The 20,196-nt window shown below is 51.0% G+C and carries 17 protein-coding genes; 2 read left to right on the top strand and 15 right to left on the bottom strand.

Features of this window, described 5'->3' with window-relative positions; translation table 11 throughout:
• Positions 1-65: 65 nt before the first annotated feature.
• The 15 genes from BV405_RS15005 to BV405_RS14935 all read right to left on the bottom strand — a co-directional run bounded on the left by BV405_RS15005 (position 66) and on the right by BV405_RS14935 (position 16,836).
• Positions 66-629, bottom strand: coding sequence for a hypothetical protein (locus BV405_RS15005; RefSeq protein WP_086481710.1), 564 nt, complete (start codon positions 627-629; stop codon positions 66-68).
• 229 nt (positions 630-858) lie between these two features.
• The gene (locus BV405_RS15000) at positions 859-1,686 is read right to left on the bottom strand and encodes a DUF1338 domain-containing protein (RefSeq protein ID WP_086481709.1); all 828 of its coding nucleotides are present in this window, start codon (positions 1,684-1,686) and stop codon (positions 859-861) included.
• A gap of 199 nt (positions 1,687-1,885) precedes the next feature.
• The gene (locus BV405_RS14995) at positions 1,886-2,830 is read right to left on the bottom strand and encodes a LysR substrate-binding domain-containing protein (RefSeq protein ID WP_086481708.1); all 945 of its coding nucleotides are present in this window, start codon (positions 2,828-2,830) and stop codon (positions 1,886-1,888) included.
• Positions 2,831-2,997: 167 nt separating this feature from the next.
• Positions 2,998-4,293 carry an adenylosuccinate synthase gene (locus BV405_RS14990; RefSeq protein WP_086481707.1) on the bottom strand — a complete coding sequence of 432 codons (1,296 nt, stop codon included), beginning with the start codon at positions 4,291-4,293 and terminating at the stop codon, positions 2,998-3,000.
• 58 nt (positions 4,294-4,351) lie between these two features.
• The gene (locus BV405_RS14985) at positions 4,352-5,551 is read right to left on the bottom strand and encodes an ATP phosphoribosyltransferase regulatory subunit (RefSeq protein WP_086481706.1); all 1,200 of its coding nucleotides are present in this window, start codon (positions 5,549-5,551) and stop codon (positions 4,352-4,354) included.
• A gap of 150 nt (positions 5,552-5,701) precedes the next feature.
• A complete protein-coding gene (locus tag BV405_RS14980; RefSeq protein WP_086481705.1) occupies positions 5,702-5,893 on the bottom strand; it encodes a DUF2065 domain-containing protein in 192 nt (63 codons plus the stop codon).
• A 241-nt stretch (positions 5,894-6,134) separates the two neighbouring features.
• Positions 6,135-7,001: a protease modulator HflC gene (gene hflC / locus BV405_RS14975; protein ID WP_086481704.1), complete on the bottom strand. Its 867-nt coding sequence runs from the start codon at positions 6,999-7,001 to the stop codon at positions 6,135-6,137.
• Complete coding sequence (gene hflK / locus BV405_RS14970; protein ID WP_086481703.1) at positions 7,001-8,251, bottom strand: FtsH protease activity modulator HflK; 1,251 nt, start codon at positions 8,249-8,251, stop codon at positions 7,001-7,003. The genes hflC and hflK overlap by 1 nt, the downstream gene beginning before the upstream one ends.
• Positions 8,252-8,377: 126 nt before the next feature.
• On the bottom strand, positions 8,378-9,712 hold the full coding sequence (hflX, locus tag BV405_RS14965) for a ribosome rescue GTPase HflX (protein ID WP_086481702.1): 1,335 nt from the start codon (positions 9,710-9,712) through the stop codon (positions 8,378-8,380).
• A gap of 15 nt (positions 9,713-9,727) precedes the next feature.
• The gene (hfq, locus tag BV405_RS14960; RefSeq protein WP_086481701.1) at positions 9,728-9,979 is read right to left on the bottom strand and encodes an RNA chaperone Hfq; all 252 of its coding nucleotides are present in this window, start codon (positions 9,977-9,979) and stop codon (positions 9,728-9,730) included.
• 169 nt (positions 9,980-10,148) lie between these two features.
• Positions 10,149-11,123: a tRNA (adenosine(37)-N6)-dimethylallyltransferase MiaA gene (gene miaA / locus BV405_RS14955; protein WP_086481700.1), complete on the bottom strand. Its 975-nt coding sequence runs from the start codon at positions 11,121-11,123 to the stop codon at positions 10,149-10,151.
• 102 nt (positions 11,124-11,225) lie between these two features.
• Positions 11,226-13,220 carry a DNA mismatch repair endonuclease MutL gene (mutL, locus tag BV405_RS14950; RefSeq protein WP_086481699.1) on the bottom strand — a complete coding sequence of 665 codons (1,995 nt, stop codon included), beginning with the start codon at positions 13,218-13,220 and terminating at the stop codon, positions 11,226-11,228.
• 159 nt (positions 13,221-13,379) lie between these two features.
• A complete protein-coding gene (locus BV405_RS14945) occupies positions 13,380-14,765 on the bottom strand; it encodes an N-acetylmuramoyl-L-alanine amidase (protein ID WP_281251701.1) in 1,386 nt (461 codons plus the stop codon).
• 51 nt (positions 14,766-14,816) lie between these two features.
• Entirely contained in the window at positions 14,817-15,326 is a 510-nt protein-coding gene (gene tsaE, locus BV405_RS14940) for a tRNA (adenosine(37)-N6)-threonylcarbamoyltransferase complex ATPase subunit type 1 TsaE (protein ID WP_086481698.1), read from the bottom strand.
• Positions 15,316-16,836, bottom strand: a complete 1,521-nt coding sequence (locus tag BV405_RS14935; RefSeq protein WP_086481697.1) for an NAD(P)H-hydrate dehydratase — start codon at positions 16,834-16,836, stop codon at positions 15,316-15,318. The genes tsaE and BV405_RS14935 overlap by 11 nt, the downstream gene beginning before the upstream one ends.
• 213 nt (positions 16,837-17,049) lie before the next feature.
• Here BV405_RS14935 and queG point away from each other — a divergent pair, with 213 nt between their 5' ends.
• Positions 17,050-18,198, top strand: coding sequence for a tRNA epoxyqueuosine(34) reductase QueG (gene queG, locus BV405_RS14930; protein WP_425435142.1), 1,149 nt, complete (start codon positions 17,050-17,052; stop codon positions 18,196-18,198).
• A gap of 94 nt (positions 18,199-18,292) precedes the next feature.
• Positions 18,293-20,194, top strand: a complete 1,902-nt coding sequence (locus tag BV405_RS14925; protein WP_140054634.1) for a FecR family protein — start codon at positions 18,293-18,295, stop codon at positions 20,192-20,194.
• Positions 20,195-20,196 lie beyond the last annotated feature (2 nt).

Genomic DNA, 20,196 nt, shown 5'->3' with positions numbered 1-20,196 from the left:
GGCAGGCGAAAAAAAACCGTTCAGTGAACGGTTCTTCTAAATACCCGGCTTGATTCGGATAGCGATCAAACACGCTCAGTCGCGGAAGTCTTTTGGCTATCTGCTTCGACTTTTACAAAAGCCGGTTCAGCATCTTTCGGGCGATCTGCAACAAAGCCATCAGTATCATCCTCGATCGTTCGGCGGGTCACAGTATCCGCTTCTTCCAGCATTTCCGGCGTAAAATCCACCAGACTGACAGTGAAAGAACCATCCTCGTTGCGCTCAAAATCCAACATCTTGCCATCGGGAATATCTTCCGGCGAAAACGCCAGCTGACTGTAGAGACACTCTTCAATCTTTTTCAAACGCTCTTTCTCTTCATTACTCGACCAGAGACCACCCAGCGTCACCAACAGAAAACCGACACTGGCAATCGGCCCCGGATAGGCCTGCAACATCTGCAGAAGATTCATGCCCTCATAACGGTTGTAGTAGATGGTTTCAGGGCCAAAGATGATAAAGCCACCGCCGATCACACCAATGATAATACCGATAACCGTAAGAATACCGGGGCCGGAAGAAGCTTCCGGAATCTCAATCTGAATCCGGGCCGGAAGGTCATGCAGACGATGCTTAAATAGCGCCATATCTAAGTCCTTTTAAAGTATGGGAATAAGAGAACAGGCACTATAACAGCATCATCCACCAGAAAAGAGTAAATGCTCCACAAAAACACTTTTCTTAACAATCGAAAACCGACGGCTTTTACCTGAGCCTTTGAGCAGCCTTTAAACCAAAAAGCCGAATCCTAGGATCCGGCTTTTGTCAGCATGCGCTTAACCTTAAAAAGGCTGAGCACTCATCTTATAGAATGCATCAGGCAGCGTTAGTGGATTCGAAGATTTTATCTGCGTTAGCTTCGATAAAGCCCTGATAAACCTCGCCTTCCGCATTCGGGTAGCGCAGGGCGAATTCATAAAAGCAGGTTGGGATTTCATGTCGCTCGCCACCGGCAAATTCGATCTGCTGACGATCCGCCATGGTGGAACCCTGCTCCAGAAGAGCTTCAGGAGTGCCTTTCACTTCGCCACCGACTGTGTTGACCGCATATCCCGATTCTTTAACACGATCCAGTACACGCTGAATCTGAGTCGTCGCTTCCTGACCTTCAACGCCATTCAGATGGTTGATGCTGACCGTAAAGTGGTTCACACGAATGCCGATCGCCAGTAACCAGGCACCGTATTCGGTTTCCTGCATCAGGGTTTTGTAGTCCTCGAAGCTTGGTGCGCTCCAGTGACAGGCTGACCAGAACACACTCTGATCCGCTGGCTTGTCGGTGATTTCGGCAGTGTATTTCGCCAGAATCTTTTGTGCTGCTTCACTCAGCTGCTCTGTCAGCAGCTCAGAGATAAAGATTTTTGGCACCGAGGTATCCGGGTGGATATAGCTGCGGGCACGCAGTTTTTTAGCGGTGAAGTTGTATTCATCCTGCAGGCTGTAGCCCATTGCCAGTACCAGCGGCTCCAGATTATCCAGCTGTAGCGGGGTATGAGCAAAGGTACGGAAAGCAACGTGATCATTGATCACTTCACCGTTGGCACTTTCCTCTGGTGCTGCAAACACTTTACGGATCACTTCTGCCTGAGGTGTGATGGAGATGTAGTCCTGCCAAAGATTGTCAAAAAACTGTACCGGATTCATAAGTCACCTGGAGTCGTACGGCTGAAAGCCTTTTTGTTATAGATGCCGTTTTAAACATAGCGTATTGGCAGATTACGTTGCTCAGCAACTTTCTGCTAAGTGCTATTCTGGTGATGAAACCAACCGCCGACAAACAAAAAAACTTAACCCCAAGGGCAAAAATAACTTACATAACAATCAAAAATGGACCGCCCAAGAATCAGGAAAGACTAGCCCTGACCGCTCGCGGATGGTCTTTCAGCCAGCTCTGCATCCAGTCAATAAAGGCCTTTAATCTGGCATTTTCTGGCACGATCTCTTTATGTACCAGCCAATATCCCGGCATTAACGCCGGGTTCAATCGACTGATCGGCTGCTCACCCAAAGGGGCAACCAAACGTCCTGCGGCAATACCATCAAACGCATCGCCGGTGGAGATCATAGCAACCCCAAGGCCTCTGTTGGCTGCCTCCAGCAAACCGGCATGGCTATCCAGAGGTAAAACCTGCTGATCAACCGCTGCATCGACCTTCAGGGTATCCAATACACGCTCCCAGAGAGGTACCGATAGAGGCGTACACAGCAGGCGATGGTGAATAAGATCATCCGCCTGATCCAGTGCAACACGCTCCAGCAGATCAGGTGCACAGACGATAAGCTTGTCGTCGGTCAGCAGCAGATGCGCTTCCAACCCCCAATCCCTGCCACCCTTATCGCCAAATCCCCATTGGATCGCTAAGTCGAGATTTTCCCCGTCAAAGTCAGGAAAGGGTACAGAGGTCGATACTTGAATGTGCCACTCAGGATGAGCCGCTTCGAACTCCGGCAGACGAGGCAACAGGCAGTTCACCGCAAACCAGGGTGATGAGCTGATACTGATCGATGGTCTCTGATGCTGATCGCAAACCTCATCCACGCCCCGCTGAATTAACGCCAGGCCTCGCTCGACATAATCCAGCAGCTGCTGACCGGAAGGGGTAATTTCGATCCCGCAAGGTTTGCGTTCAAACAGCACCAACCCCAGCTGATCCTCAAGGGATTTGATCTGCAAACTTACCGCCTGAGGAGTAATAAAAAGCTGCTCAGCGGCATACTTAAAACTGCCTAAGCGGGCTGCAACGGCAAAGATCTGAAGGGCACGTAAGGAAGGCGGATGATGAGGCATAAACAGAATTCCAGAGGATTTATGTCAGTTTACCATCCCGATAAAACCGACCAACAAAAACAACAAAGCCTCTCTTCACCCGATTAACCTGCTATAGAAATCGCAGGTAATAAAAAACCCGATGTTTTCACATCGGGTTTTTGCGGTCTCGCGATAAAGCTTTGGAATTAAGCTTTGTACGGGTCGCGCAGTACGATCGTTTCTTCACGGTCTGGGCCGGTAGAAACGATATCAACTGGTGCACCAACCTGCTCTTCCAGGAAGGCTACGTAGTCACGTGCCGCCTGTGGCAGTTGGTCCATGCTCTTAGCACCAACAGTAGACTCGCTCCAGCCTGGCAGCTCTACGTATACCGGCTCAACGTCACCGAATGCAGAAGCATCAACCGGCAGATCAACCAGAGTACCGTCTTTCAGTTTGTAGTGAGTACAAACTTTGATGGTTTCCAGGCCATCCAGAACGTCCAGTTTAGTCAGGCAGATACCGGAAATAGAGTTCACCTGAACAGAATAACGCAGGGCAACGGCATCGAACCAACCACAACGACGGGAACGGCCGGTAGTAGTACCGAACTCACGACCTACAGTACCCAGGTGTTCGCCTACTTCGTCGAACAATTCAGTCGGGAAAGGACCGGAACCAACACGGGTGGTGTAGGCTTTGGTGATACCCAGAATGTAATCCAGATACAGAGGACCGAAACCGGAACCCGTTGCTGCACCACCAGCAGTGGTGTTAGAGCTGGTTACGAATGGGTAGGTACCGTGGTCGATGTCCAGCAGGGAACCCTGTGCACCTTCGAACATGATGTTGTCACCGTTTTTACGGTAAGCGTGCAGCTCGCTGGTGGAGTCGCAAACCATAGGACGCAGTTCTTCAGCCATCGCAGCGCAGTCAGCGATTACTTTCTCAGCATCAACCGGCTCTTCTTTGTAGAAGTTTTCCAGCATGAAGTTGTGGTAAGCAACGATTTCACGCACTTTCGCTTCGAAAACCTCAGCGTTCATCATGTCGCCAAGACGCAGACCGCGACGGGCTACTTTGTCTTCGTAAGCAGGACCGATACCACGACCGGTAGTACCGATTTTGTTAGCACCACGAGCGGTTTCACGCGCCTGATCCAGACGAACGTGATACTCAAGAATCAGTGGGCAGGCAGAGCTCAGACGCAGACGCTCACGTACCGGTACACCACGCTCTTCCAGCATGCGGATCTCTTTCAGCAGAGCATCCGGGGCCAGAACAACGCCATTGCCGATAATGCAATTCACATTGTCACGCAGGATGCCTGAAGGAATCAGGTGCAGCGCGGTTTTTTCGCCATTTACCACCAGAGTGTGGCCGGCGTTGTGGCCGCCCTGAAAACGGACAACTGCAGCAGCTGATTCTGTCAGCAGATCAACTACCTTACCCTTACCTTCGTCACCCCATTGGGTGCCCAGTACTACGACGTTTTTACCCATTACTGCTTTCTCATTCACTCGAACTCAGACTGTAAACAGTCTCGCCTATGCAGGCTGATTAAAAAATTCGGTTAATTGGTTCAACAACCCACTGGCCATCTTCTTTGAGGACCAGTTCGCTGTCACAACCCATCTCAAGTGCACTGACATCCTGATCAGGCAAACCATTTACCACACGGGTTCCTTCACTGCGTAAAGCCCGAATTGTAGACAGAAGCTCCTGATCATCGCTGTAACCTGCCGGTGCAAAAACACCGGATACGGGATCATTTTTTTGTAAGAGTTTTGCCAGAATTTTCAGGTCAGCACTAAAGCCTGTTGCAGGCCGCGCGCGTCCAAATACCTTTCCGGTTTCATCGTAACGGCCACCCTGGGCAACCGCATGGGAATATCCCGGAATATATGCCGCAAACACCATCCCTGTGTGGTAGTTATAACCACGCAGTTCCGCCAGATCAAAGTTGATCTCAACGTTCGGATATTGGTTTTTAATGACGTTGGCAATCTGTTCCAGACTGTTCAGAGCTTCTTTAACTGATGCCGGAGCATCCGCCAGTTCCACCTGTGCCTGAGCCAGAATATCTGCGCCACCGTTCAAACGCGCAAGACGTGAAATCATACCTCTCACAGACTCATTAGCAATATCTCTTGCGACTATTTGATCAATTTCGCCATACGCCTTGTGCAGGATGGCATCAAACAGTGTTTTTTCCTGATCTGCTGTGAGGTCTGCTTCACGAATTAATGCCCGATAAATGCCGACATGGCCCATATCGAGATAAACTTTTCCGGCACCGGCTGTCGCCAGAGCGGAGATCATAAGACCCAGAATTTCAGTATCGCTTTCCAGGCCATCATCACCAAAGAGTTCTGCACCAACCTGCATCGGGCTACGGGAACCCAACATGCTGCCCGCTTTCGTACGCAGTACATTTGCACAGTAGCAGAAACGGGCTGGTCCCTGACGCTTCATCGAGTGAGCATCCATACGGGCAACCTGAGGTGTGATATCTGCTGCAATACCCATCATGCGACCGGTCATCTGGTCTGTAACTTTGAAGGTTTGCAGGTCAAGATCGTTGCCACTACCCGTCAGCAGCGACTCTAAATATTCTGCTGGTGGCGGGAATACCAGGTCATATCCCCAGGTATGGAACAGGTCCAGCAATTCACGACGAAGCTCTTCAATCTGCCGCGCCTGCGGTGGCAGTACCTCTTCCATGCCATCTGGAAGTAACCAACGATCTGCAATGGTCATAATTCAGCCTGTTCTTTATCTGTCTCTATCCATCATCGGCCCGGCGAAACTCTGCCTTACCGACCCAGGTTAATCCTAGTCTAAAACAATGACTTTCGGGTTAATGATCTCTGTTTTTTCAACAGGGGCCAGCAGGATAAAAGCTGACTATTAACCCCGTGCCAGATACAGAATAATCAGGCCGATCACCATACTGATCATCCCCATTACTCTGAGTTGCTGGTCCGACACCTGAGCCATCGTTGCTACCAGCTTGCGCCAGCGGGCAGGGTTTGCAAAAGGGATGATACCCTCAATTACAAAGACCAGCGCTAACGCACTTAATAAAACTTGCCAATCCAACAGGTCTCTCCATGGGCTAACGTAATTCAGCAGTCTTTTCCTGCTAATTCACCCATTTGCCGGAATCTGCACACAAAAAAACCGGGGCGAACCCGGTTCGACACATTCTACCACGATTAGGATTTACGGCCATGGTTTGAAGGGGCTTTTACAAAAAAAGTGACCTCAAAACCGCCTTTTTAATGACAAAAAAATACCCCGGAGCCATAGGCTACGGGGTATCTTTGATCAGGAATCAGTCTTACTGTGAGTTCTTCATATAGTTGAAGAACTCACTTTCAGGCTTGATTACCATGACATCATCCTTACTGGAGAAGCTGTTACGATACGCTTCCAGACTACGGATGAAGGAGTAAAACTCCGGATTTTTCTGATATGCACCGGCATAAGTTGCCGCAGCAATCGCATCACCTTCACCTCGGATACGCTCCGATTCACGGAAAGCTTCTGCCAGAATAATCTGACGCTGACGATCCGCATCTGCACGGATACCTTCAGCAATCTCTTTACCTTCGGAACGGTGCTCACGAGCTTCACGCTGACGCTCAGTATTCATACGCTCATAAACCGCATGACTTACTTCTGGCGGCAGATCGATTCGCTTCACACGGATATCACGAATCTCAATACCCAGTTCATCCTGAGTAATGGTATTCAGTTTAACCGTCAGCTCATCCATCAGCTCATCACGCTCACCGGAGATTACTTCGTACATGGTGCGCTCACCAAACTGGTTACGCAGACCTTCATCCATACGAGGTGCCAGCAGACGTGCTGCCTGTAGTTCATCACCGGAAGTCGCTTCGTAGTACTTCTGAACATCGGCAATACGCCATTTGATGAAAGAATCTACGATTACTGCTTTTTTCTCCAGCGTCAGGTAACGCTGAGGGCGCGAATCCATGGTCAGCATACGCGCATCAAACTTACGGATGGTATGCAGCACAGGAATCTTAAAGTGCAGACCTGGTTTGATATCCGAATCAATAATCTGACCAAACTTCAGCTTAATCGCACGTTCAGTCTCATTAACAATGTAGATACTGTTTGCACCCACCAGAGCCAGAATGGCGATCAGAATCAGTGCCGGAAAAGACTTAGATTGCATTATCGACCCTCCCTACGTGGTGCAGTTGAATTGGCACTTTTCTCGCGCAGACGTTGCAATACACGATCAGCCAGCTCATCAATCTCAGTATCAGAACTCAGAGACGGAGCGCTGGAGAAACGGCTCTGATCGGTAGAGCTCATACCGCTACCACGGGATGAATTGTTTGCAACATTGCCACCAACCATCTTATCCAGCGGGATGTACATCATGTTGTTGCCGCCTTCGACATCAACCAGTACCTTGCTGGTATTAGCCATCACCTCTTCCATGGTCTGCAGGTAGAGACGATCACGGGTCACCGCAGGTGCTTTTTCATACTCGGTGAGAAGCTTCACAAAACGATCCGCCTCACCCTCTGCACGAGCGATGATTTCGGATTTATAACCGTTAGCTTCTTCGATAATACGCTGAGCTTTACCACGAGCCTCAGGGATGATGCCGTTGGAGTAGGCTTCAGCCTGGTTCTTCACACGCTGCTCGTCTTCACGCGCCTTGATCACGTCATCGAATGCCGCCTGAACTTCATCAGGAGCCGATGTGCTCTCAACGTTCACGGAACGTACTTCCAGACCTACATCGTAGCTGTCCAGATACTGCTGCAGACGCGCACGAACACGTTGCGCCAGCGCTTCACGACCTTCGGTCAGAATGTCGTTCATCTCAGATGAACCCACTTCGTGACGCAGAGCGGAATCGGTTGCGTTTTCCAGACTCTGTTCAGGGTTACGCACATTCAGCAGGAAATCTTTAGGGCTACCGACACGGTACTGAACCGACAGGTTAACCTGAACGATGTTTTCATCTTCGGTCAGCATCAGTGCCCGACGGCTCAGGGAACGAACCTTAGTTACGTTTACCGTCTGTACCGAATCGATCATGGTTGGGTTCCAGTTCAGACCCGCACCCACCGTATCGTGGTACTCACCAAAACGAAGAACAACGGCCTGCTCAGCCTGATCCACACGATAGAAACCGGATACAGCCCAAACACCGGCAGCGATCACCAGAATAATACCCAGCAGACCAAAGCTTGCAGATGACGACGAGTTACCACCGCCACCACCGCCGCCGGAACCACCGGAGCCACCTTTCTTACCGCCCAGAATGCCGCTCAGACGGTCATTAAACTTTTTCAGGGCTTCATCAAGATCTGGTGGTCCCTGATCGTTGCGGCCACCATTTTTATTATCGTTGCCCCAAGGGTCACGATTATTATCTTTATTGCCACCCGGCTCATTCCAAGCCATACCTATCTCCACTCTCCGAGAAAACTGTTACCAGCTTCCGTTAAAGTTATGAATTGTTTATGGCGCGCCCGGAAATTCAGATCAGCTTCCCTGCGCGCAAAAATGGCTTACCGATGACACAGAGGCTCAGGAAACCTCTGTATCTGAATCCAACATGAAGTCTTCGACACCATAATTCGGGAAATAGCGTTTTGGATCAACGCCCACCCGACACAGCATCTGAATAAAGTCTGCTTCAGGCAATCGCACCTGAAGTACAAACTGGCCCCGATCACTGACCGTCTCTTCGATAATAGCGCCCTGTTGGTATAAAAGCGCGCGTAAACGACCTTCTGAAGGTTCAAGAATCAATTCACCTTTGAAGATATCATCACACAGTCGCTCACCAATCGCCTGCAGCACCAGATCCAGACCGTCTCCATTGACCGCAGAAATCCAAACCCGTTCCGGTTCGCCCTGATCATTTCGCTCAATTCGAGGTTCATAACCCGGCATACGATCAATTTTGTTATAGACCAGCAGGCGAGGGATATCATCCGCCTGAATTTCTTCAAGCACACTATCCACTTCGCGGATATTGCCATCGCGGTCTTCATCGGCAGCATCAATCACATGCACCAGCAAGGTCGCTTCCTGAGCTTCCTGCAAGGTTGCGCGAAAAGCTTCAACCAGCTTGTGCGGCAGGTGGCGGATAAAACCTACGGTATCCGCCAAGACTACCGGTCCGATATCCGGCATAACAATGCGACGTAAGGTCGGATCAAGGGTTGCGAACAACTGATCCGCCGCGTAAACCTCAGATTCGGTCAGCGCATTAAACAGCGTCGACTTACCGGCGTTGGTATAACCCACCAATGAAACAGACGGAATATCCGCACGGCGACGGGCCCGACGGTTCTGGTCACGCTGGGTACGAACCTTTGCCAGACGCTTATGGATCTGACGAATACGTTCACGCAGCAAACGACGGTCGGTTTCCAGCTGAGTTTCACCCGGACCACGCAGACCGATACCACCTTTCTGACGCTCAAGGTGCGTCCAGCCACGAATCAGACGGGTAGACATATACTCCAGCTGAGCCAGCTCAACCTGAAGTTTACCTTCATGAGTTCGTGCGCGTTGGGCAAAAATATCCAGAATCAGACCGGTACGGTCGAGCACACGACACTGAAGTGCCTGTTCGACATTACGTTGCTGGGATGGGGATAAGGCGTGATTGAAGAGAACAATTTCTGCTTCATGGGAGACAACAGCATCCCGAATCTCTTCGAGTTTACCGTCACCAACAAAATACTTGGGGCTGGGCTGCGGCCGGCTGCCTTCGATCAAGGCAACCGGATCAGCACCTGCTGAACGCACCAGCTCCAGAAACTCACCCGGGTCTTCCCGGTCTTTCTCATCCGGTAAGTGAATATGGACAAGAACAGCTACTTCACCAGAATCAGGACGTTCAAAAAACAATTATTACTCCGAAGCTTATTCAGCACCCGCTTCGCCCGGGGCTTTTTCTTGCGCCGGCAGACGAACATTACGGGAAGGTACTACTGTTGAAATGGCGTGTTTGTAGACCATTTGGCTTACTGTATTGCGCAGCAGAATAACAAACTGATCGAAAGACTCAATCTGACCTTGCAGCTTAATACCGTTGACCAAAAAGATAGATACCGGCACACGTTCTTTACGAAGGATGTTCAGGTAAGGGTCTTGTAGAGACTGCCCTTTTGACATACCGCTCTCCCTAATTTTCATTTTTGATTATTAGATTTAGTTTTTTTGAGGTGATCAACAATACAGCTTCAAAGCAAAGCCTTAACAAAACCACCAAGCGCTACTATTGCGGATTTCGTAATTCAGTATTTACCAAAACCGGACTTGCAGCAATTTTTATCATACCAGTTTAAATAAGGCTTGACTCTAATTTTTTCAAGGCCAAATCCCGCAGATTCGGGGCTTCTGTCGGCAACCAATTCAGCTCAGGCCAGCTTCTCAACCAGGTCACCTGACGCTTAGCAAGCTGACGGGTTGCCACCACACCTTTGTGAATCATCGTATCGTAATCGTACTGGCCATCCAGATATTCCCAAACCTGACGATAGCCAACAGATCGCATGGAAGGCAGCGTCAGATCGAGATCGCCACGGGCACGCAACGCCTCAACCTCGGCGATAAAGTTCTGCTCCAGCATCAGATGGAAACGCTGCTCGATACGTTCATGCAGCAACCTACGGTCTGTCGGATTGACCGCCAGTGACAAAATACGAAACGGAAAACTATCCCGACTCTCTTTTTGCTCAAGCCAGTGCTGAGTCAGACTCTTACCGCTTAACTCATACACTTCTAAAGCCCGCTGAAGACGCTGCGGATCATTAGGGTGAATACGCTCAGCGGAAACAGGATCAATCTCTTTCAAACGATCATGCAGCGCTTTTAAGCCATCCTTCTCCGCCCAGGCATCAAGACGGGCACGAACGTCAGCATCCGCAGAAGGCAGATCAGCAACGCCATCGTATAGACGCTTGTAATACATCATAGTTCCGCCAGTCAGCAGCGGAATTTTCCCTGCCTGCTGAATCTCAGCCATCTCGCGAAGGGCATCATCACGGAACTCTGCCGCAGAGTAAGATTCAGTCGGATCTTTAATATCAATCAGACGATGTGGTGCCCGGGCCAGCGTTTCAGCATCCGGCTTGGCAGTACCGATATCCATGCCGCGATAGATAAGCGCAGAATCGACACTGATAATATCGCAGTTATGCTCTTCACTCAGATGAACCGCCAGATCGGTTTTGCCTGCGGCGGTTGGCCCCATCAGAAAGATCGCCAGTGGCTTATCCTTCTCAGCGGAAGAAAGTAGATCAGAAACTTGGGTCATAAAATTCGTTATATTCCACTACTCGGCATTTGCCAGTGTTCAAAAGCTATTCAAAATCTAAAAATCAGTTCAGCCACAAATAAGAGTGGCAAGCGAGCTCATCTATTGCCCACGCAGGAAGAGCTTATCCAGCTCATTCATACTCAACCGAGTCCAGGTCGGACGGCCATGGTTACATTGTCCGCTGCGCTCGGTGCGCTCCATATCCCTTAACAGGGCATTCATCTCCGGCAAGGTCAGCTTACGATTTGCACGAACAGAACCATGGCAGGCCATGGTGGCAAAGATCTCGTTGATATGCGCCTGAATGCGATCACTGCTTCCGTACTGCAAAAGATCAGACAACATATCCCGAATCAAAGGCTCAACATCAGACTCCATCAGCATGACTGGCAACTGACGTACCACCAGAGACTCCGGCCCCATTACCTGCAATTCAACCCCTAACTGCTGGAAAACTTCCTGATGCTCTTCCGCACAGTCGGTCTCTTTTCGGCTGACCGCCATCGAAAGCGGCACCAACAAAGGCTGGGATTTCAGACCGCCACCCTCAGCAGCAGCCTGATAAGACGCCTTCAGACGCTCATAGGTAATACGCTCGTGAGCAGCGTGCATATCCACCAGAATCAGGCCATCTTTCGCCTCAGATAGAATATAGACGCCATGCAGCTGAGCTATCGCAAAGCCCAATGGCGGTGCGCCGGTCGGGTCATCCTCCGGCATCTCCTGTCGAGCGCCAGCAGTTGCTATTGAGGCTGAAGAAGCACTATTCCAAGGCGCATTGGCCTCATCAGAGCCAGCCTGCCCCGTAATCGGCATCGCTCGCGCCTGATCAGACAGCTGTTGGTAGCTGTTCAGATAATCCGATACTCCTCCGGCATCCGACTGAGGATTGGAACGATAAGGTGCAGCGCCACTGACAGCACCTCCAAATCCATTAGAGCCTGCAAATCCGCCACCATAGCCTCCGGAGGCAGGAGCCTCACTAAAGGCGATCGCTGTCTGATCACGCATCGGTTGTTCCTGCGAACCTTCCGGCATCGTCATACCCGCATGAGCCATATTGGTCGGAGCAGTAGCACCCTCTGCATCAGGGCGAACCTCTGCCAGCGCGCGGTGCAGAGACCGGAACAGGAAGTCATGCACCAGACGGCCATCCCGGAAGCGAACTTCGTGTTTGGTCGGGTGAACGTTGACATCCACCACCGTCGGATCCAGTTCAAGATAAAGCACAAAGACCGGATGGCGGCCATGGAAAAGAACATCCCGATAAGCCTGACGAATGGCGTGCACCACCAGCTTGTCTTTCACCACACGGCGGTTCACAAAGAAATACTGCTGATCCGCCTGACTACGGGAATGGGTCGGCAAACCGACCCAGCCCCATAAACGCAGGCCAGTCGCTTCCACATCGATGTAGAGAGACTGATCCATCAGATTTTTGCCCAACAACGAAGCCAGACGCTTCTCCTGCTCCGCCTGTCGGGTGCCAGCAGGTAGCTGATGCACCGGCTTCTGATTGTGACGCAAGCTTAATGCGATATCGGGACGACTCAACGCCAGACGACGGAAGGTCTCTTCGATATGACTGAACTCGGTTTTCTCCGTACGCATAAACTTGCGACGGGCAGGGGTATTAAAGAAGAGATCTTTAACCTGAACACTGGTGCCTTTGGGGTGAGGCGCAGGCGTTACCTGAGTCGCCATATCACGACCTTCCGCAATCACCCGCCAGCCTTCGCCTGTATCCTGAGTGCTGGACACCAGATCCAGTCGCGATACCGAGCTGATGGAAGCCAATGCCTCGCCACGAAACCCTAAGCTGTGCACTCCCTCAAGATCATCCAGAGTCACAATCTTACTGGTGGCGTGACGACTAAGTGCCAGCGGCAGATCGTCCGGCTCAATACCCGAACCATTATCCCGAATACGGATCAGCTTGGTGCCGCCCTTCTCCACCTCGATGTCGATGCGGGTCGCGCCCGCATCAATCGCATTTTCTACCAGCTCTTTGATCACCGAAGATGGGCGCTCAACCACCTCACCTGCGGCGATCTGGTTAGCCAGACGTGGACTTAGGATATGGATTTTACTCATAGGGACTCTGTTCGTGTCTCTCAGATCGGTTCGGGTTAACGCTTTCTCGCTCAATCAAAAACCGGATTGAGCATAAAAAAACAGCCCGAGCCGGTAACCGGCTCAGGCCTGATTATTTCTTTCCTGTAGCGAAGGCAACAGGTACTAACCGCGCGTTACTCAGGAACGTGGAATTTGCAGCCGCTGACCAACATAAAGGGTATCCGAGCGCAGCTTATTTGCTTTTCTCAGACTACCCACAGACACCTTGTTGCGGTTAGCAATAGCTGACAAGGTATCGCCACGGGCCACCACGTAATGACGGGCATCTCGCTGGCTTTTCTGATAGGCCAGCAAAGTACCCGGCGGCGGGTTTTTGCTGAAATGCTCTTTGATGCCTTTGACGATGGAGCGCGCCATCTTCCACTGGTAGCTTGAACTTTGCAGGTTCTTCGCTTCCCTCGGGTTAGAGATAAAGCCTGTTTCGATCAGAATCGAGGGAATATCCGGCGACTTCAGCACCAGAAACGCAGCCTGTTCCACATCACTCTTATGGAGTTTGTTTACCGTTCCCATGGAACGCAGCACACTTTGACCAACCTTCAGACTGTCCGACAGAGTCGCTGTCATGGTCAGATCCAGCAACACCTCCGCCAGCACCTTGTCCTTATCATCCAGCTTCAGAGAACCTTCAACACCACCAATAAGGTCGGCACTGTTTTCGGAGTCTGCCAGCCAGCGAGCTGTTTCAGAGGTTGCGCCACGCTGTGACAATGCAAAAACCGAGGAGCCACGTGGGCGGTGATCTTTAAACGCATCCGCATGGATCGATACCAGAAGATCAGAACGGAATTTACGGGCACGCTCCGTACGGGCACGCAAACCGACATAATAATCACCGGTACGTATCATCGCCGGAGCAAAACCACGCTCTTTCTGCAGCAATGACTGCACCTTCTTGGCGATAGCTAAAACAACGGTCTTTTCTCTGACCCGTCCAGGGCCAATCGCACCGGGGTCTTCACCACCATGACCGGCATCGATGGCGATAATAATATCCCGCGCGCCCGTTGGGTTCGCAGCGGGCTGAGTGACCGCTTTCGGCTTACTGGTTTTCTCTTTGTAAACCAGGTCAATAACCAAGCGATCACCGTACTGTTTGTTCGGTTTCAACAGGAAACTACGGGGCTGAACCTTACTGCTCAAATCCAGAACAACACGCATATCGGAACCGTTTTTGACCGCCGTCCGAATTTTGCCAATTGGGGTATCGTTTAGAGACAGAGACTCGATATCCGCCTTAGTAGAGGCATTATCCAGGTCGATCACCAAACGATCAGGGCCAGTAAGGCTGAACACCTTATGACCAACCGGCTTATCCAGATCAAACACAATTCGGGTGTGGTCCGGTGCTGGCCAGATACGGACATTTTCGATTTTTGCCGCCAAAGCCTGTGTCGCCGCCAAAAGACAGCTCAACAGCAGAAGACAAAACTGTGCGGCGTAGCGAATCATCCGGCGATTTGAGCCAAAGAACTCTTTAGAATGTGTTTTACAGGCAGTCATAAGCATCAATCAGAGGCGGTAAGAGTTTCTGTTTTCCGTAATGACGGAAGATTACAGCATTGTACGGAGCTGAGCCAAAATTTCAGCCCCTTTTACCGTAAAGGCCACGAGTGACGCGGCTCTGCCGTCACCTTCTTTGGTTAAGGTCAGTTCAATATCTGGCGTTGGCAGCACACCAGCGCCCTTATCCGGCCACTCAATAACGCAAAGCGCTTTCTCATCAAAATAATCCCGAATCCCCATATATTCGAGTTCTTCTGCATCCGCCAGACGATACAGATCAAAATGGTACACCCGAGCGGTTTCGGTTTCGTAGGGCTCTACCAGTGTATAAGTCGGGCTTTTTACTGCACCCTGATGGCCATAGGCCGACAAAATGCCTCGGGTCATGGTTGTTTTGCCCATCCCCAGAGTTCCCTGAAGGAAAAGCACACCCTCGCCATTGCAGGCTCTACCCAGCTGCTCACCAAAAGCAACCTGAGCCACTTCATCCGCCAGCTGTATTTGTACAGGATCAGCCTGTAGGGATTGTCCTGCGGACACAAAAGCGTCAGATGTCATTTTTTGCACACTCCGGATTCAGTAACACACGTATCGGGCGAATCAGATCGGCAGCCAGAAGGCCGCGTTCGCCAAATTTCTTCGCCAGTTGATCTGCCGCCAGACCATGAACCTGAGTCCCCAGGCAAGCCGCATCATAGCCGGATAACCCCTGAGCCATCAGCGCACCAATCAACCCTGCCAGCACATCCCCCATGCCACCACTGGCCATGCCGGGATTACCGCTGTTGTTTACAGACAACAACTCGCCGTTAAAGATCAGCGTACCAGCACCTTTCAACAACACGGAACCGCCAAACTTTTGCTGAATAGCACGGACAGCTGCCGGGCGATCCTGCTCTACCGCTTCGACACTGGAACCCAGCAGACGAGCTGCTTCACCGGGATGAGGCGTCAGTACCCAGTTCTTCGCGGCTTCGGAAAGCTGCTGCATAAAGGCAGGCTTAGTCGCCATCAGATTCAGCGCATCCGCATCGATGACCTTGGCGCATTCCGCCAGCATCACCTTCTGCCAAAGCTGCTGTCCCCAACCTTCCTGACCAAGACCCGGGCCAAGAACGACAACATCACACCACTCTAGCCACTCATCCAGCTGATGCATGGAAGTCAGACCACTGACCATCAGCTCGGGCTGACGACTGACCAAAGCCGCAACATGCTCAGGACGGGTCATCACCTTAACCAACCCGGCACCGGAACGGGCTGCCGTTTGCGCCGCAAGAATCACAGCTCCGGCGTATCCCAGATCACCACCGACGACCAGAATACGACCACAGTCACCTTTATGGGCGGTGCGACGACGGGGCTTGATCAGACGAGCGATATCCTCACGGGAGATCATCTCCGCGGTTTCGCTGACCTGAGCACGAACCGACTCTGGCACCAGCAGAGGCTCAAAGCGACGAACACCCGCTAATGCAGGCCCCTGTCCTGTCCAAAGACCGATTTTCTTGCCAATAAAGGTCACCGTCAGATCCGCCTGCACCGCACAACCCAGCGGAATACCTCGATCCGCGCACAGGCCTGATGGTACATCAACCGAGAGCACGGGTTTGCCGGAGCGATTGATCTGTTCAATCACCGCATCGAAAGGCGCTTTCACCTGACCTGTCAGGCCGATACCCAACAGCGCATCCACCACGATCTGACCGGTAATTACAGAATCGGACGCCCAAGGTTCGATTTTTACACCGTGCTGCAAAGCCCACTGATAGGCCTCTGCCGCTTCTCCGGTCAACTTGTCAGGGTCCGTTACTGCCAGTACCTGCACCCGCATATTGCGCTGAGCCAGTGCCGCAATCACATAGCCATCGCCACCATTATTACCGCCACCGCATACCACGGTAACAGAACGACACTCTGGCCACTGACGGGTCAGGTGACGGAATGCCGTTCGCCCCGCCTGCTGCATCAGGTCAAAACCTGTGGTTCCTGCAGCAATCGTTAAGCGGTCGAGTTCACGGACCTGTTCGGCACGATAAAGGCGTTCATGGGATGGCCAGACAATCATTCAGTAGCATTCCTGTGGCAGCAGGTGACCGGCTTGTTTTGCCGGGGGAATAAGTTAAGCTTGTGCGCCTGAAAAGGCGGCAGCAGATAATGGTTAAATTATAGCCCGAGCGCAATAACTGCCAAAGCCGTTTCCCGACTCCCTGTGGATATTTTTCACCGGAATGCTCGGATTGAGATCACCATCACCTATATCCCTCTGCAGCGTATCCTCATGTCTGATCAAAGCTCCTCTCACAACCTTTCTCAAACAAGCGATGCGCCTCAGACTCCAGCGCCTTTATCAGATATGCAGCGCCAGCAGTTGCGGGATCAGATTCGTCAGTGGGGACGTGAACTGGGTTTTCAGCAGATAGGGTTTGCCGATCCGGATCTAGGTGAGCATGAAGCACATCTTAAAGACTGGCTGGAAGCCGGTTATCACGGTGAAATGGATTACATGGCGAGTCACGGCAACAAGCGCAGCCGTCCGGAAGAGTTGGTTGAAGGCACGCGAACTGTAATCACCGCCCGCATGGATTATCTGCCAGCCGATGTGGAAACCACGCGCCTGTTAAGTCAGGGAGAGAAAGCCTACATTTCCCGTTATGCGTTAGGGCGTGACTATCACAAACTGATCCGAAAACGCCTGACCCAACTGGCAAAGAAAATTGAAGACGAGATTGGTGCCTACGGCTATCGGGCTTTTGTCGATAGCGCACCGGTTCTTGAGAGGGCATTAGCACTCAGATCTGGCCTCGGCTGGATCGGCAAAAATGCCATGGTAATTCACCCCAAAGCAGGTTCTTTCTTTTTTCTGGGAGAGGTCATGGTGGAGCTGGATCTGCCAAAAGATCCGGCATATCCCAAAGACCACTGCGGCTCCTGCAACGCCTGTCAGGTTGCCTGCCCGACCGACGCCATCGTGGATAACAAAATTGTTGATGGCCGCCGCTGCATCTCCTACCTGACCATCGAACTGAAAGGCTCGATTCCGGAAGAACTCCGCCCCGGTATCGGCAACCGTATCTTTGGTTGCGACGACTGCCAGCTGGTCTGTCCCTGGAACCGCTTCACCAAACCCACTCAGGAAACCGACTTCAGCCCGAGACACAGCCTCGACAGCGCCGATCTTGTAGAGCTGTTTTCATGGGATGAAAGCACCTTCCTTAGCAAAACCGAAGGCACACCGATACGTCGCGCCGGTTACGAACGCTGGCTGAGAAATATCGCCGTCGCCCTGGGCAACGCCACGTCAACGCAAGGGATTCTTACCGCCCTGAAAAACCGAGAGCAGGATGACTCTGACATGGTCAGAGAGCATGTGGTTTGGGCATTGGAAAGGCATGCAACGATTTCAGGACAAAAGGCAATTTCAGAATAAGGGGCTGAACCTGAACTTCTATTTTCAAGCTTCGCTCACAGATTAATTTGTTCTAAAGTTAAATTAATCTCTAAGTTAATAAAGCGAGCGAACTGTGACCTTCCCGACCCCACTCCCAATCCGTCAATGGCAGCATCTGCTTCTGACACTCCTTATTCTAATGTGCTTTTCTCTGGCAGCAAAAGCGGCAGACCCCATTGGCAAAATCCTGTTTGTACATGGCACGATTGAGATCATCGATGTTAGTGGCCAACAAAGATTAGCCGTAAAAGGAGAACAGGTTTTCAAGGGCGACAAGATAGTTGCTAAGGATGCCAGCAGCCTACAGATTCAAATGTCGGATAAAGGCTACTTTGCCGTTCGCCCGAATAGCGTAATTTCACTTGATGACTATCAGTTCAAAAACAGCAATCAGGATCGGGTAGAAACCTCTATTATTCGTGGCGGGCTTCGCTCCATTACCGGCGCAATTGGGCAGAAAAACAAGAAAGCCTTCATCGTTCGAACACCTGTGGCCACTATCGGTATCCGCGGAACAGACCTGACCGCCTTCTATATCACACCTGAAATGGCATCGCCTGCCCTTGGGGAGCAAGGTTCTTACCTTGCCATTGAAAGTGGCGGAGGCTTTTTACAAAACAGTGCCGGTATGCAAATTCTTCAACCCGGTCAGGCGGCTTTTACCGCAAGCGCCACGGCAATACCGGTTTCAATTAGCCAGCTTCCCGGAATATTCAGCTTACCAACCTTCGAACAGTTGATTCCGGGGATTAACGACTCCTCTGATAAGGATAAAAACCAGTCCGCAGAAGAAAGCAAAGAAGAGGTTGAGGAACAACCTAAAAAAGATGAGAAGCAGGAAGAAGCTAAACAAGACGACAAGGAAGAAAGTAAATTTAGTTTTAACGCCCATGCTTATCTGGGAGTCGGCAGCTCAGACCATTTCCTGCACAACTACGACCTGGCAGATACTCAGACAGATATCAGCTACGCACCCATGTTCGCTCTGCAGGAAACCCCTTATGAAAGCTCCGGCGATATTACAAATCTAGCTGCAGGTATTGGTGCCAACTATCAGTTTTCCGGGTTTCTTGAGGCATACGCCAATGTCGAGTTCAGAACTACTGCCATTGATACCGATATCGATATTGAAGCAACCGATACCAATACGGATATATCCGGCGGCAAGGTTAACCTAGGTGCCAGACTCAATATCAGTGATGTATTAAAAGCCTGGGCGAATATTCAACACGCCGGTTACGGCAACGATAATGGCAATTTCTACAACGGCTACGATCTTTATCAGCGAAATGCTGGTTACTCAAACTATTATGCAGCCAATTACGGCGGCTTAAAACTAGCAGCAGCACCGGGTTATGAGGGAGACCGTTTCCAGGTCGGTGCTTCACTGGATGTCGGTCCTTTAATCGGCGTTTTTGGCAGCATTCAGGCTAACAAAAATCAGTGGGATAGCTATTACAGCGATCACTATTACGATGGAGATCAGTACCGGTACGACCTAAGGCATATTCGTTCAGGGCTCTATACCAATCTCGCTGAGGCTGGCGTTCGCTTTAATCCTATTTTGATACCGATCGATTTTTATGCTTCAGCACTGGCCGGTAGCTTTGGCTCCGATGGCGATGACTACCATAAACACTACGATGGCGACCTTCGGGGACTCCGGGGTAAAGCCATTTTTAATGACGACGGGATCGTAAGCGCGTATTTCAACCTGACCCTGTTACAGTTGAAAGGCGATGGTGATCAAAACTGGCATGACTCAGGCCTTGGCTATGAAACCCAGAAAAATTTCAAAATTGATCAGACAATCCGCAATGTTGCTATGGGGGCAGAAGTCCAGGTTACTAAACACGTTAAAATCCAGGCTCTGGCTCAACACATCAACAGTCGCTCCGATATTGAAACCTATCCATATGAGGACGATGAACAGGATTCGCTGGCGACAGAGCTAAGATTAAGAATTGAGTTATAAAG

Source organism: Oceanospirillum sanctuarii, from assembly GCF_002150805.1.
Taxonomy (GTDB): Bacteria; Pseudomonadota; Gammaproteobacteria; order Pseudomonadales; family Halomonadaceae; genus Oceanospirillum; species Oceanospirillum sanctuarii.
The sequence above is the reverse complement of the archived record's forward strand: the minus strand, read 5'-3'. Positions and strand labels throughout refer to the sequence as shown.

Excerpts from the sequence above, each read along its gene's own strand:
- BV405_RS14935 (WP_086481697.1), bottom strand. The coding sequence starts at position 16,836 with ATGATTGTCTGGCCATCCCATGAACGCCTTTATCGTGCCGAACAGGTC.
- BV405_RS14990 (WP_086481707.1), bottom strand. The coding sequence starts at position 4,293 with ATGGGTAAAAACGTCGTAGTACTGGGCACCCAATGGGGTGACGAAGGT.
- hflC (WP_086481704.1), bottom strand. The coding sequence starts at position 7,001 with ATGCAATCTAAGTCTTTTCCGGCACTGATTCTGATCGCCATTCTGGCT.
- BV405_RS14985 (WP_086481706.1), bottom strand. The coding sequence starts at position 5,551 with ATGACCATTGCAGATCGTTGGTTACTTCCAGATGGCATGGAAGAGGTA.
- miaA (WP_086481700.1), bottom strand. The coding sequence starts at position 11,123 with ATGACCCAAGTTTCTGATCTACTTTCTTCCGCTGAGAAGGATAAGCCA.
- BV405_RS14945 (WP_281251701.1), bottom strand. The coding sequence starts at position 14,765 with ATGACTGCCTGTAAAACACATTCTAAAGAGTTCTTTGGCTCAAATCGC.
- BV405_RS14995 (WP_086481708.1), bottom strand. The coding sequence starts at position 2,830 with ATGCCTCATCATCCGCCTTCCTTACGTGCCCTTCAGATCTTTGCCGTT.
- hflK (WP_086481703.1), bottom strand. The coding sequence starts at position 8,251 with ATGGCTTGGAATGAGCCGGGTGGCAATAAAGATAATAATCGTGACCCT.
- BV405_RS15000 (WP_086481709.1), bottom strand. The coding sequence starts at position 1,686 with ATGAATCCGGTACAGTTTTTTGACAATCTTTGGCAGGACTACATCTCC.
- BV405_RS15005 (WP_086481710.1), bottom strand. The coding sequence starts at position 629 with ATGGCGCTATTTAAGCATCGTCTGCATGACCTTCCGGCCCGGATTCAG.
- queG (WP_425435142.1), top strand. The coding sequence starts at position 17,050 with ATGTCTGATCAAAGCTCCTCTCACAACCTTTCTCAAACAAGCGATGCG.
- hfq (WP_086481701.1), bottom strand. The coding sequence starts at position 9,979 with ATGTCAAAAGGGCAGTCTCTACAAGACCCTTACCTGAACATCCTTCGT.
- mutL (WP_086481699.1), bottom strand. The coding sequence starts at position 13,220 with ATGAGTAAAATCCATATCCTAAGTCCACGTCTGGCTAACCAGATCGCC.
- tsaE (WP_086481698.1), bottom strand. The coding sequence starts at position 15,326 with ATGACATCTGACGCTTTTGTGTCCGCAGGACAATCCCTACAGGCTGAT.